The organism is Micromonospora sp. DH13 (genome assembly GCF_020873825.1).
Lineage (GTDB): Bacteria > Actinomycetota > Actinomycetes > Mycobacteriales > Micromonosporaceae > Micromonospora > Micromonospora haikouensis.
Window position 1 is genome coordinate 69,990 of sequence record NZ_JAHWGR010000007.1, and the last position, 13,113, is coordinate 83,102.

The 13,113-nt window shown below is 73.6% G+C and carries 11 protein-coding genes; 6 read left to right on the forward strand and 5 right to left on the reverse strand.

The features are described 5' to 3' along the window. Positions 1–3: 3 nt before the first annotated feature. From LPA42_RS09240 to LPA42_RS09255, 4 genes are all read left to right on the forward strand, one after another. Complete coding sequence (locus tag LPA42_RS09240; protein WP_043961437.1) at positions 4–1,539, forward strand: NADH-quinone oxidoreductase subunit M; 1,536 nt, start codon at positions 4–6, stop codon at positions 1,537–1,539. Then, positions 1,536–3,089 (forward strand): NADH-quinone oxidoreductase subunit NuoN, encoded by a 1,554-nt coding sequence (gene nuoN / locus LPA42_RS09245; RefSeq protein ID WP_077935676.1) that lies wholly within the window; start codon positions 1,536–1,538, stop codon positions 3,087–3,089. Before LPA42_RS09240 ends, nuoN begins: the two co-directional genes overlap by 4 nt. A 90-nt stretch (positions 3,090–3,179) precedes the next feature. Next, positions 3,180–4,262, forward strand: a complete 1,083-nt coding sequence (locus LPA42_RS09250) for a polyprenyl synthetase family protein (protein ID WP_077935677.1) — start codon at positions 3,180–3,182, stop codon at positions 4,260–4,262. Positions 4,263–4,438: 176 nt separating this feature from the next. Further along, a complete protein-coding gene (locus LPA42_RS09255; protein WP_074475423.1) occupies positions 4,439–5,221 on the forward strand; it encodes an IclR family transcriptional regulator in 783 nt (260 codons plus the stop codon). Between the two features lie 111 nt (positions 5,222–5,332). Here LPA42_RS09255 and LPA42_RS09260 read toward each other — a convergent pair whose 3' ends face one another. Next, a complete protein-coding gene (locus LPA42_RS09260) occupies positions 5,333–7,459 on the reverse strand; it encodes a PhoX family phosphatase (protein ID WP_077935678.1) in 2,127 nt (708 codons plus the stop codon). A 151-nt stretch (positions 7,460–7,610) separates the two neighbouring features. Here LPA42_RS09260 and LPA42_RS09265 point away from each other — a divergent pair, with 151 nt between their 5' ends. Next, positions 7,611–8,228 carry a sigma-70 family RNA polymerase sigma factor gene (locus LPA42_RS09265; protein WP_255378715.1) on the forward strand — a complete coding sequence of 206 codons (618 nt, stop codon included), beginning with the start codon at positions 7,611–7,613 and terminating at the stop codon, positions 8,226–8,228. Next, positions 8,225–8,923, forward strand: a complete 699-nt coding sequence (locus LPA42_RS09270) for an anti-sigma factor (protein WP_077935679.1) — start codon at positions 8,225–8,227, stop codon at positions 8,921–8,923. Before LPA42_RS09265 ends, LPA42_RS09270 begins: the two co-directional genes overlap by 4 nt. A 374-nt stretch (positions 8,924–9,297) precedes the next feature. Here the strand turns inward: LPA42_RS09270 and rarD are convergent, their stop codons facing one another. From rarD to eccE, 4 genes are all read right to left on the reverse strand, one after another. Then, positions 9,298–10,248, reverse strand: coding sequence for an EamA family transporter RarD (gene rarD / locus LPA42_RS09275; protein ID WP_077935680.1), 951 nt, complete (start codon positions 10,246–10,248; stop codon positions 9,298–9,300). Continuing rightward, positions 10,245–10,685 carry a GNAT family N-acetyltransferase gene (locus LPA42_RS09280; RefSeq protein ID WP_077935681.1) on the reverse strand — a complete coding sequence of 147 codons (441 nt, stop codon included), beginning with the start codon at positions 10,683–10,685 and terminating at the stop codon, positions 10,245–10,247. The genes rarD and LPA42_RS09280 overlap by 4 nt, the downstream gene beginning before the upstream one ends. Before the next feature lie 82 nt (positions 10,686–10,767). Continuing rightward, positions 10,768–11,154 (reverse strand): phage holin family protein, encoded by a 387-nt coding sequence (locus tag LPA42_RS09285; protein WP_043961446.1) that lies wholly within the window; start codon positions 11,152–11,154, stop codon positions 10,768–10,770. A gap of 46 nt (positions 11,155–11,200) precedes the next feature. Beyond that, positions 11,201–13,033, reverse strand: coding sequence for a type VII secretion protein EccE (eccE, locus tag LPA42_RS09290; protein ID WP_077935684.1), 1,833 nt, complete (start codon positions 13,031–13,033; stop codon positions 11,201–11,203). Positions 13,034–13,113: the final 80 nt, after the last annotated feature.

Genomic DNA, 13,113 nt, shown 5'->3' on the forward strand with positions numbered 1-13,113 from the left:
ATAATGTCCAACTTCCCGTTCCTCTCGGTGCTGACCGTGGCGCCGCTGGTCGGCGCGCTGGTCGTGGCCGTCCTGCCGCGCCGCCGGCCGGAGCTGGCCAAGCAGGTGGCCTTCGGGTGGTCGCTGCTGGTGCTCGCGCTGTCCGTGGTCATGTGGCTGGCGTTCAAGACCGGCGGTGAGCGGCTCCAGTTCCGTGAGTCGTACACCTGGATCCCGCAGTGGGACGCCCGGTTCACCTTCGCCGCCGACGGCATCGCCCTGGTGATGCTGATGCTGATCGCGGTGCTGGTGCCGCTGGTGATCCTCGCGTCCTGGCACGACGCCGAGTCGTCGAAGCGCTCGATCCCGGTCTACTTCGCCCTGCTGCTCGTCCTCGAATCCACGATGATCGGCGTCTTCGCCGCCGCCGACGTCTTCCTGTTCTACGTGTTCTTCGAGGTCATGCTGGTGCCGATGTACTTCCTGATCGGCAGCTACGGCGGCCACCAGCGGCAGTACGCGGCCGTGAAGTTCTTCCTCTACTCGCTGGTCGGCGGCCTGTTCATGCTGGCCGCCGTGATCGGCCTGTGGGTCGTCGGCGGGAAGACCTTCGACTGGCAGGCGCTCACCCAGATCGACATCTCCACCGGGACCGAGCGCTGGCTGTTCCTCGGCTTCTTCCTCGCCTTCGCGATCAAGGCGCCGTTCTTCCCGTTCCACACCTGGCTGCCGGACGCCGGTGGGGCCGCCCCCGCCGGGGCCGCCGCGCTGCTCGTCGGCGTGCTGGACAAGGTCGGCACGTTCGGGATCCTGCGCTACTGCCTGCCGCTGTTCCCGGAGGCGTCGAAGTGGTTCGCCCCGTACGCGCTCGCGCTCGGGGTGATCGGCATCATCTACGCCGCGCTGCTGGCGGTCGGTCAGAACGACCTGAAGCGGCTGGTGTCGTACACCTCGATCGCGCACTTCGGGTTCATCGGGGTCGGCATCTTCGCCTTCACCACGCAGGCCGGCACGGGCGCGGTGCTCTACATGCTCAACCACGGCCTCGCCACCGGCCTGCTCTTCCTGGTGGTGGGCATGCTGGTGGCCCGGCGCGGCTCGGCCCTGATCAGTGACTTCGGCGGCGCGGGCAAGCTGGTGCCGCTGCTGGCCGGGGTGCTCTTCTTCGCCGGTCTCGCCTCGCTGGCCCTGCCCGGCACCGCGCCGTTCGTCTCCGAGTTCCTGGTGCTGATCGGCACCTTCACGGTGAACAAGCCGGTCGCGGTGATCGCCACGCTCGGCATCATCCTGGCCGCCGCGTACGTGCTGTGGATGGTGCAGCGGACGACCCAGGGCACCCTCAACCCGGCCCTGACCGAGGTCGAGCCGATGCGCCGCGACCTCAACCTGCGCGAGAAGGTCGTGGTCGCGCCGCTGATCGCGCTGATCGTGCTGCTCGGCTTCTATCCCAAGCCGGTCACCGATGTCATCAACCCCGCCGTCCGGGCCACCATGGAGGACGTCGGCAGGACCGATCCGGCCCCTGAGGTCGGCGGTGTCGTGCAGGAGGCCGCGAAGTGACCGAGCTCAAGTTGCCGTCGATCGACTACGCGGCGCTCGCTCCGATCCTGATCATGCTGGGCGCCGCCCTGCTGGGCGTGCTGGTCGAGGCCTTCGTGCCCCGCCGGCACCGCCACCTCGTGCAGCTCTCGCTGGGGCTGCTCGCGGTGCTCGCCGCGCTGGTGATGGTGATCTTCAATGCCGACGACCGGCTGATCACCGCCGGCGGGGCGCTCGCCGTGGACGGGCCGACCCTGTTCCTGCAGGGCGCGATCCTGGTCCTCGCCGCGATGTCGCTGCTGCTCATCGGCGAGCGTTCGGTGGAGCGGGGCGGGGCGTTCGTCGCCCAGGCCGCCGTCACCGCCGAGTCGGTGGAGGACCGGCGGCAGGCCGAGGGCAGCAACGGGGCGACCGAGGTCTACCCGCTGGCCAGCTTCGCCATCGGCGGCATGCTGATCTTCGTGGCGGCGAACGACCTGCTGACCATGTTCATCGCCCTGGAGGTCTTCTCCCTGCCGCTCTACCTGCTCTGCGCGCTGGCCCGTCGCCGGCGGCTGCTGAGCCAGGAGGCGGCGATGAAGTACTTCCTGCTCGGCGCGTACGCCTCGGCGTTCTTCCTGTTCGGTGTGGCCCTGGTGTACGGCTTCACCTCCGGCATCCCGGGCCGCCCGGCCGGCGTCGACTTCGCCACCATCCACGCGGCGGTCGGCGAGTCCCCGGCCAGCCAGGTGCTGCTCTTCGCCGGCATGGCGCTGCTCTCCATCGGCCTGCTGTTCAAGGCCGCCGCCGCCCCGTTCCACGTGTGGACCCCCGACGTCTACCAGGGCGCCCCGACGCCGGTCACCGGCTTCATGGCGGCCTGCACGAAGGTCGCCGCGTTCGGTGCCCTGCTGCGGGTCTTCCACGTGGCGTTCGCCGGCGCGGCGTGGGACTTCACCCCGGTCCTCGGCGCGGTGGCGGTGCTCACCATGCTGGTCGGCGCGGTGCTGGCGGTCACCCAGACCGACATCAAGCGGCTGCTGGCCTACTCGTCGATCGCCAACGCGGGCTACCTGCTGGTCGGGGTGCTCGCGCCGAGCCGGGACGGGCTCGCCGGCACGATGTTCTACCTCGCCGCGTACGGCTTCTCGGTGCTGGCCGCGTTCGCGGTGGTGACCCTGGTCCGCGACGCCGACGGGGAGGCCACCCACCTGTCCCGCTGGGCGGGGCTGGGGAAGCGCTCGCCGTTCTTCGCGGCGGTCTTCACCTTCATCCTGCTGGCCTTCGCCGGCATCCCGCTCACCAGCGGGTTCATGAGCAAGTTCGCCGTCTTCGCCCCGGCCCTGGACGCCGACCAGGCGTGGCTGGTGGTGGCCGGCGTGCTGACCAGCATGGTGCTCGCGTTCCCGTACCTGCGGGTCGTGGTCATGATGTGGCTGTCCGAGCCGGGGGAGTCCACCCCGACGGTGACGGTGCCGGGCGGCCTGACCTCGGCGGCGCTCATGATCGGCGTGCTGGCCACGCTGGTGCTGGGCGTCGTGCCGGGCCCGCTGCTCGACCTCGCCAACGGCGCCGCCGAATTCGTGCGATGACCGACGTTTCCCCGCGACGGGGCCGGTACGCGACAGCGTGCCGGCCCCGTCGCCGCATCCCCGCCCCGGAGCAGGTCGAACGGGTGTGGCATGGTGGATAGCGTGGTGAATCCGGCTGGCGAGCGTTCAGGTGCCACCGGCTCCGCTCGGCGGGGTCGGGAGAGCATGGGTCAGTTCGGCGCGCTCGGCCTGCACCTGGCCGATGCCCGCGTCGAGGCGTCCGTGTTGGGCCTGCTGGAGTCCGTCGAGGCGGAGCTGCGGGCCACCGTGACGAGCGCCGACCCGCTGGTGACCGAGGCCGCCCGGCACCTCGTGGACGCCGGCGGGAAGCGGTTCCGCCCGCTGCTGGTCTCGCTGGGCGCCCAGTTCGGCGATCCGGCCGACCCGCGGGTCGTCTCCGCCGCCGTGGTGATGGAGCTCACCCACCTGGCGACGCTCTACCACGACGACGTCATGGACGAGGCCGCCGTGCGGCGGGGCGCCCCGAGCGCCAACTCCCGCTGGACAAACTCGGTGGCGATCCTGGTCGGCGACTACCTCTTCGCCCGCGCCGCGGACCTCTCGGCCGATCTGGGCCCGGAGGCGGTGCGGCTGCAGGCGCGCACGTTCGCCCGCCTGGTGCATGGCCAGATCGCCGAGACGGTCGGCCCCCGGGACGGGCAGGACCCGGTGGCCCACTACCTCGGCGTGATCGCCGAGAAGACCGGCTCGCTGATCGCCACCTCGGCCCGCTTCGGCGGCCTGTTCTCCGGGGCGTCCGCCGCGCACACCGAGGCCCTGGCGGGGTACGGCGAGACGATCGGCGTCGCCTTCCAGCTCTCCGACGACCTGCTCGACATCGCCAGCGAGTCGGTGCAGTCGGGCAAGACCCCCGGCACGGACCTGCGCGAGGGCGTGCCGACCCTGCCGGTGCTCTACGCGCTCGCCTCCGACGACTCCGACGCCGCCTCGGTGCGGCTGCGGGAGATCCTGGCCACGGGCCCGCTCGTCGACGACGCCCTGCATGCCGAGGCCCTCGGCCTGCTCCGCGAGTCCCCGGCGCTCAAGCGCGCCCGGGAGACCGTCCGCAGCTACGCCGAGGAGGCCCGGGAGCAGCTCGCGCTGCTGCCGGAGACGTCGTCGCGCCGTGCGCTGGAGTCCCTCTGCGACTACATCGCCGACCGCACCGGCTGACCCTTTCCGGGTCCCGGTGCGGGTTCCGCGAACCCTTCGCGAGTCCGACTCGGACAACTCACCGTGTCGCTCGACGCACTGACCGTTTAGGATGATCTGGCAGCGTCGACCCGAACAGGCATTTCGCCGGACGCCTGGATTTCATATGGTGTAAGTCCCCGGCGGCGGAGGTGGTTGTGCGCGACCCCTTGGCGGAACCTTCGGACCTCATCCGGAGTGTCTCCCGCGCGCTACGCGTGCTCGAATCGGTCGGTCGCGCCCCGAAGGGGCTGACCGTCAAGCAGATCGCGCGGCGCTGCGAGCTGACCGTGGCCACCACCTACCACCTGGTCCGCACGCTGGCCTACGAGGGCTACGTGATCCGCCGGGAGGACGGCACGTACATCGTGGGGCTGGAGATCGCCGACCGCTACCGCGAGCTGGTCACCGCGTTCCGCGGCCCCGCGGCGGTCGGCGAGTGCCTGCGCCGCGCCGCCCTGGACACCGGCTACAGCCACTACCTGGGGCGCTTCGTCGGCGGCCAGGTCGCCGTGACCGCCGTGGCCGAGGGGCACCGCTCCCCGCACCTGGAGGACCTGGTCCCCGGGTTCGACGAGGGCGCGCACGCGACCGCGCTCGGCAAGGCGCTGCTGGCCACCCTCACCGCCGAGCAGCGCTTCCGCTACCTGCGGGAATACGGCATGCGCCCGTTCACCAACGCCACCCTCACCACCCCCGAGGCGTTCGAGGCTGACGTGGCGGCCGGCGACCGCCGGGGCATGCAGCTGGAGCTGGGGCAGTTCCGCCAGGGCGTCGCGTGCGCCGCCGTGCTCGTCGTCCCCGACAAGGACATGGAACGCCGGATGGTGCTGGCCTGCTCGCTGCCGGCCAGCGAGATGATGACCTCCGCCCGGGTGGTGCGGGCCAAGCTGCTCACCGCCGCCCGCGCCATCGCCGACGCCGTCGCCGCCGAAAACTGAGCCGGCACCGCCGAGAACTGAGCCGTCGTCGAGGACCGACGCCGTCGAGAGCCGAAACGGGACGGGCCCCCTCCCTGGTGGGGAGGGGGCCCGCCGCGACGCCCAGCGGGGTCAGCTGCCGATCGGGCCGCCGTCCAGCCGCCAGGTGACCACCACGCCGGGCTTGGCGTAGTCGCCGTCGGGCCACGTCGACGCCGGGTTCTCCACGGTCGCCCCGGTGATCTCACCCGGGTGCTGCACCGCCACGAACACCGAGCGGTTGTCGCCGGTGATGAACGGGCCGCAGGTCTCCGCGCCCAGCGGCACCGTGAGGAACTGCTTCAGGTGCCCCCGCTCCGGGCCCTCGACGGCGGTGGCGAACAGGCCGTCGTTGCTGCCCAGCGCGTTGCCGTCGGTCGAGATCCAGAGGTTGCCGGTGGCGTCGAAGGCGACGTTGTCCGGGCAGGAGATCGGGGAGACCTTCGCCTTGTCGTACCCGGCGAAGTGGGTCGACGGGTCGGTCGGGTCGCCGCAGACGATCGGCAGCGACCAGGCGAACGTCTCGGCGGCGTTGTTGTTGCCGTCCTCGACCAGCTCCAGGATCTGACCGTGCTTGTTGAGGTTGCGCGGGTTGGCCTCGTCGGCCGGGGCCTTGCCCGCCTTGCCGCGGTCGGTGTTGTTGGTCAGCGCCACGTACACCTTGCCGGTCAGCAGGCTCGGCTCGACGTCCTCCGGGCGGTCCATCTTGGTCGCGCCGACCTTGTCGCCGGCCAGCCGGGTGAAGGTGAGCACGTCCGCGGCGGTCATCCCGTCGACGTACGAGCGGTTGCCGCTGACCAGCTTGATCCAGCGGCCCCGGCCGTTGAACGCCCCGTCGGCGGGGAGCTTGCCGGAGCCGTCGATCTCGGCGGCCGAGTTGCCTTCGAGCTGCGCCACGTACAGGGTGCCCGACTCCAGCAGGGTCAGGTTGTGCTTGCGGGCCACCCACGAGTCGCCGGCCATGAACTTCTTGTCGGAGACGAACTTGTAGAGGTAGTCGAACCGCTCGTCGTCGCCCATGTAGGCCACCACGTGGCCGCTGCGGGCGACGATGACGTTCGCGCCCTCGTGCTTGAACCGGCCGAGCGCAGTGTGCTTGCGCGGCCGGCTCTCCGGGTCGAACGGGTCGATCTCGACGACCCAGCCGAAGCGGTGCGCCTCGTACGGGTTCTTCGCCAGGTCGAAGCGCTCGTCGGCGCGGTCCCACTTGCGGTTGCCGCTCGGGTACCGCTCGGTGGTGTTGATGCCGTAGCGGGCCAGCTTTGGCTTCAGCTCCTCCGGCGCGGCGTCCCCGCCGACGAAGTACTGGTTGAAGTTCTCCTCGCCGGAGAGCACCGTGCCCCACGGGGTGACGCCGCCCGCGCAGTTGTTCAGCGTGCCGACCACCGTCCGGCCCTTCGGGTCGGCGGCGGTACGCAGCCACGCCGAGCCGGCGGCCGGGCCGGTCAGCTCGAACTTCGTGGCCAGCGCGGTGACCCGCCGGTTGTACGGCCGCCGGCCGCTTTCGACCGGCCGCCACTGCCCGGTGCCGTCGACCCGCTCCAGCTCGACCACGGACATGCCGTGCGCCGCCATGGCGACCTTCACCTGCTCGACGGTGAGCGCGTCGAGGCTGGTGAAGCCGGGGAACATCAGGTCCTCGTTGGTGTACTCGTGGTTGACCACGAGCAGCGCCCGGCGGCCCCGCTTGTCCAGCGGCAGCACGCCGACGAAGTCGTTGTTGTAGCCGAACTGCTTGGCCTGCTTCGCGGCGGTCTGCGCGTGCACGTCGAACCCGGGCGTGCCCGGCACCACCGGGTCGCCCCAGCGGATCACGACACTGTGGTCGTACCCGTTGGGCACGACCAGGGTGTCGAGCTTGTTCGGCGGGATCGGCCGGAAGGTCAGCGCGCCGCTGCCCACCCCGCCGGCCGGGCGGCCGAACCCGGCGGCCTCCGGCACGACCGGGTCGGCCGGCGCGGCGGACGCGGCGCCGGCACCGGCCAGCGCCCCGGCGGCCGCGCCGCCGAAGCCCAGGACGAGCGCACCGACCGCGCCGGCCCGGACCACGCCGCGCCGGGACACCTCGGCGTCCACGATGTCGCCGAGGTACGGGTTGTCGGACGTGTTGGGCACCGGGTGGTCACAGGCGTTGCCGCACCGGTAGAGACAGGTCATGGCGTCACGGCTGCCGTGGCGGGTGGCGCCCAGCAGGGGGAGCAGCCGGGGTCGGTCGCTCATCGGGAGGTGCCTCCAAGGAAGTCGGTGCACGCCGGGGTCAGCCCTCCGACGTGCGTACCCGGCGGACGCTAGGAGGGCGCGGTGAGCGCGGGTCGGCCCGAACATGAACCGGATGTGAACACCTGCGCCTGACCTCCCCGTCGACCTGCGGATGAACCGATCGGCGGCACCGTACGTACTGTCCGGCGAACGCACCGCTGGACGCGTTCGACAGCGGGAGCCGCTGGACTCCGGCGACAGCGAGGAGGTCGTCATCAGCGACCACGACGCCCAACTGCTGCGCGCGCTGCACGACGAGCATGCGGACGCGCTCTACGCGCACGCCCTGCGGCTGGTCAACGGCGACCGGACCCGGGCCGAGGACCTGGTGCAGGAGACGCTGCTGCGGGCCTGGCGGCACCCGGAGTCGCTCGACCCGACGCGCGGGTCGGTGCGGGCGTGGCTGTTCACCACGGCCCGCAACCTGGCCATCGACGCGTGGCGGCGGCGCTCGACCCGGGTAGGCGAGATCTACACCGACGAGTTGCCCGAACCCCCGGAGACGATCGACGAGGCGGAGCGCGCAGTGGAGGCGTGGACGGTCGCCGAGGCGTTGAACCGGCTCAGCCCGACCCACCGCGAGGTGCTGATCGAGTGCTTCTACCAGGGGCGTTCGGTGTCCGAGGCGGCGGTCCGGCTGGGCGTGCCGACGGGGACGGTCAAGTCCCGTACCCACTACGCGCTGCGCTCACTGCGGTTGGCGCTGGCCGAGATGGGGGTGACGGGATGACCCGCTGCGAGTTCGCGCACGACGACGGCGCGTACGTGCTGGGCGCGCTCGCCCCCGCCGACCGGGCCGCCTACGAGCGGCACCTCGGCGGCTGCGCCTCCTGCCGGGACGCGGTGGCCGAGATCGCCGTGCTCCCCGGACTGCTCGGCCGGCTCGACCCGGCCGGGCTGGAGCAGTTCCTGGAGCCGCCCGCCGAGATCTCCCGGGTGCCCGCGCTGCTCGACGCCGCCCGTCGCCGCCGACGCCGCGAGCGGTCGGCCGCCCGCCGCCGGTACGCCCTGACCGCGCTGGCCGCCGCCGTCCTGGCGGTGCTCGCCGGGCTCGGCGCGGCCACCCTCCGGCCGCCCGTCGAGGTCGCGCCGAAGCCCACCCCGCAGATCGCGCTGGCGTCCATGCGGCCGATCGCCGGAACGGTGCCGGTGCGCGCCGAGGTGGCGCTGACCGGCACGCCGTGGGGCACCGAGGTCACCATGCGCTGCGGGTACGACCGGCGGGCCGGGCACCGCGAGGCGTACACCTTCCGGCTGATGGCGCACGGCCCGGACGGCGCGACGGAGCAGATCGGCTCCTGGCTGGCCGCCCCCGGCGACGAGCTGAGCCTCACCGCCACCACCCACTTCACCGACGGTGAGCTGGTCCGCCTGGAACTCCTGCGCGCCGACGGCACCCCGGTCCTCGCCTACGACGTCCGCTGAGCCCCGTCGGGGCTCCGCCGGGGGACTGTGCCCCCGCGCGGGGCGATGATCGTGCGCGTTGCTCGCCTCGGCGATGTTGCGGCGCGTAGTTGCCCTGCCCGACCGGGCCACCCCCGGATGCACCCCTTTGCTCTGCACCCATATACGCAACGGTCACGCGGCGCAACCGGCCGACGGGGTCGCCGCGAGCGCGTGATCCTCATGTTCCCAGCTCGCGGGTGGTGCTGCGTGGATGGGTGCAGAGCAAAGGGGGCGCGAGGTCCGTGGCGAGGTCGAGCGGTGGTGACTGACGGTCAGCCCGGTGGGGCGCCGCGATCGGCACCGCATCCCATCACGGAAAGCGACGGAAAGCGACGAGGTGCGGCGGCGGGCGCTCAGGGGGCCGTCGTCCCCTGCCCCACCGGCGACGGCGCGAGCGGCCGGGCGGCACCGGGGCGGCGGGCGCGGCGTGCGCGGCGGGAATGGCGCAGGGCGTCAGCGGTGAAGGTCAGCAGGGCCAGCCAGACCAGGGCGAAGCCGGCGAGCCGGGCCGGGGGCATCGGCTCGTGGAAGATCAGCACCCCGCAGCCGAGCTGGAGGATCGGGGCGAGGTACTGGAGCATGCCCAGCGCCGTCAGCGACAGCCGGTTCGCGGCACCGGCGAAGAGCAGCAGCGGGGTCGCGGTGGCCGCGCCGGCCAGCACCAGCAGCGCCGTGTGCCCGGCCGAGACGTGACCGAAGGCCAGGCCACCGGCGGCGGCGAGCCAGCCGAGATAGCCGAGGGCGGGCAGGGCGAGCACCGCCGACTCCACGAACAGCCCCTCCGCCGCCGGCAGCCCGAGGCGCTTCTTGACCAGCCCGTACGCGGCGAAGCTGACGGCCAGGACGAGCGCGAGCCAGGGCAGGTGGCCGTAGTCGACGGTGAGCACGGCCACCGCCGCCGTGCCGATGCCCAGCGCCAGCCACTGCCCGGGGCGCAGGCGCTCCCGCAGCACGGTCACCCCGAGCAGCACCGACACCAGCGGGGTGATGAAGTAGCCGAGGGCCGTCTCCACCACCCGCGCCGAGTTCACGCCGTAGATGTAGGTGCCCCAGTTGACCGCGATGAGCGCGGCGGCCACGGCGATGCCGGCCAGCGCCCGGGGCCGGCGCGCCAGCCGGCGCAGGAAGCCCACGTTGCGCAGCGCGGCGAGCAGCAGCGCCACGAAGAGCACCGACCAGACGATCCGGTGCGCCAGGATCTCCAGCGGGCCGGCCGGCTTGAGCGCCCTGAGGTAGAGCGGGAAGAACCCCCAGAGCAGGTACGCGCCGATGCCGTAGAGGTAGCCGAGGCGGAGCGGGCTCACGCCTGCCCCCGCCCGTCGTACTCCATCCAGCGCCCCGGGTCGACGGGGGTGAAGCCGATCTTCGCGTAGACCCCGTGCGCGTCGGAGGTGGCCAGCACGATCCGGCGTACGCCGAGCGTGGCCAGGTGGTCGCGGACCCCGCCGGCCAGCCAGGTGCCCAGCCCGCGACCCCGGGCCGACCGGTCCACGTAGACGTCGCAGAGCCAGGCGAACGTCGCGCCGTCGGTCACCACCCGGGCCACCGCCACCTGCCGACCGTCACCGGGGCGGTAGACCCCGTAGGGCAGCGAGCCGGCGAACGCCCGGCCGACGGTCTCCCGGTCCCGCCCCAGCGCCCAGTACGCGTCGGTGGAGAGCCAGTGGTGCACGAGGTCGAGGTCGAGCCGGGCGGGGTCGGTGCTGAGCTGGTGGCCGTCGTCGCGGGTCAGGGTGAACACCCTGCGACGCTAGCGTGCCCGCCCGGCCCCGCGCGCCGTGAATCCGCCCACCCCGCCCCGGCCGGGACCGCCCCCGCTCGCCTCAGTCGCGGTCGAGGACCGCGCCCAGCAGCCAGGTCACGACGCCGACGAACAGGGCGCCGAGCACCGCCTCCGGCCAGAAGCCGTCCACGTGGAACGGCAGCCCGGCCTCGCCCGCGATCCAACTCGTCAGCAGGAACAGCAGGCCGTTGACGACCAGGGCGATCAGGCCCAGCGTCAGCAGGTAGAAGCCGCAGCCCACGGTCTTGACGATCGGCTGGAGCACGGCGTTGACGACCCCGAAGATGACCGCCACGAGCAGCAGCGTGACGATCGCCTCGGTGGCCGAACCCGTGTCGAGCGTGATGCCCGGAATGAGCAGAGTGGCCAGCCAGAAGGCCACCGCCGTGCTGCCCAACCGGATCAGAAGACCCTTCAGGAAACCCATGGCCACGGATGGTGCCACGGACCCGCCACCGGCGGAACCCGCCGCGTCAACCCCGACCGGGTCGGCCGATCAGTTGCGACTCGATGGGGGTCGGCGACAGCAGCGCCCAGCGCAGCGCCCGGCGGTTCACCACCGCCACCATGTCCTCCCGGATGCGGGTCAGCCACTCGGCCGAGCCGCCGAGGCCGAGCGCGGCACCGGCCAACGCGGCCTCGGCGGGACGCAGCGGTTGCAGCACGACCAGGTCGGCGCGGCCCAGCTGGTCGACGTCGGACGTGGTCAGGCCGTCCCGGACCACCAGCGTGGAGCGCCAGGCCGACCCGGGATCGGCGTCGGCGGGCAGCGGGCCCGCGTCCACCACGAGCAGCATCGGACGCAGCGCCGAACCGGCCGCCGAACCCACCGCGCGGCCCGGCGGCAGCACCGGGATCGGCCCGTCGGGCGTGGCGACGCCCCGGACGAAGGGCTCCCACGCCCGGGGCCGGGTCGTCTGGACCGCCACCCGGGCGCCCAGCGCCAGCGCCCGCAGGGCCAGCAGTTGCGCGACGCGCACCCCGCCGACCAGCACCAACCGGGTGCCCTCCGGCCGGAACAGCCGGATCGTCACCGCCGCCCCGCGCCGGTTCGCGCCGACCATCAGCCCCGCGTCGCCGACCGGCAGTTCCAGCTCGTCGAGGACCGCCGGGTCGACCGCCGCGCCCGGAACGGCGAGGGCGAGGGGCAGTGTGCCCGCCAACGCGGGGAGTTGCTGGCCGTCGAGCCGGTCGACCTCCGCGCCCGCGCCGTCGGCCAGCCGCCGCAACGCCTGCGTCGCCGCCGCCAGCTCGGCCTGGGTCCAGGCGGCCAGGCGTACGGTCAGCTCGGCCGGCACGGTCACGCCGCCGGCACCGGCGCGCGGCCCCACGCACAGCGACACCGTGGTCGCGGCGGCCGGCAGGGTGAGCAGCCGGGGCACCAGCCGCCGCCCAGCGTCGGTGGCCGGGTCCGGCCCGCGCCGCACCCGGAAGGTGGTCTGGAGCAGCGCCCCCGTCCGCACGGTCGGCCAGGCTTCCACCATCGGCCCGCCGCCGTCGTGGTGGGCCAGCTCGGCGAGTACGCGGGGCGCGGCGTGCTCACCGAGCGGACGGGCGGTCACCGGCCCCAGCCGGCGCACGATCCGCCGGACCACCCCGGACAGGGCGGCCCGCAGGTCCTCGTCGGTCCACCCGTCCACCCGCAGCACCCGCACCGCCAGCAGCACCGAGTCGCGCCCGGCCAGCAGCCCGTCGGTGAGCTGCCGGTACGACGTCGCCACCGTGCTCCCCCCGACTGCGACGGCGGGTGCCGGAGAGCCGCTGAGCAGGAGCTGGAGCCGGACCGGGGGCAGCTCCGGGGAGACCGGCGGCAGCAGCGTCGACGGCGGGGGCAGCGCCCGGGGCCCGTCGCCGAGCAGGTCACCCGGGTCGCCGACCTCCAGCACGGCGGTCAGGCCCTCGGCGTCGTCGACCACGGCGGCCGGGCCGCCGGCCAGCTCCGCCGCGCGGACCACCGCGCCGGGGTCGAGCAGCCCCAGCAGCGCCCCCGGGCCGGTGGTCGCCGCCAGGGCCCGCCGGCGGGACAGGTGGCCGGCGGCGACGCCGAGCCAGGAGAACAGCCAGCGCCCCCGCACCCGCACCCAGGCGCCGGCCAGCAGCGGCGCGGCCACCGCGACGGCGGCCACGGTCGCGGCCGCGCCCCGGCCGACCCCGGCGGCGACCAGCGCCACCGCCGCCTGCGTGGCGACCACCTGACCGACCCGCACCCCGGCCGGGCCCCGCCGGGTGGTGGCCGGGATCCACTGTGGGGGCAGCGGCTGCCGGTGCGCCGGCTGGACCGGGGCCGTGGTCGTGCTGGCCGTCACCGCGCCTCCTCAACGCCCGCCCGGAACGCCGCCGTGGCCCGGGGCGTGACCGCGGGCGGTTCCGCAGCGTCATCGTATGG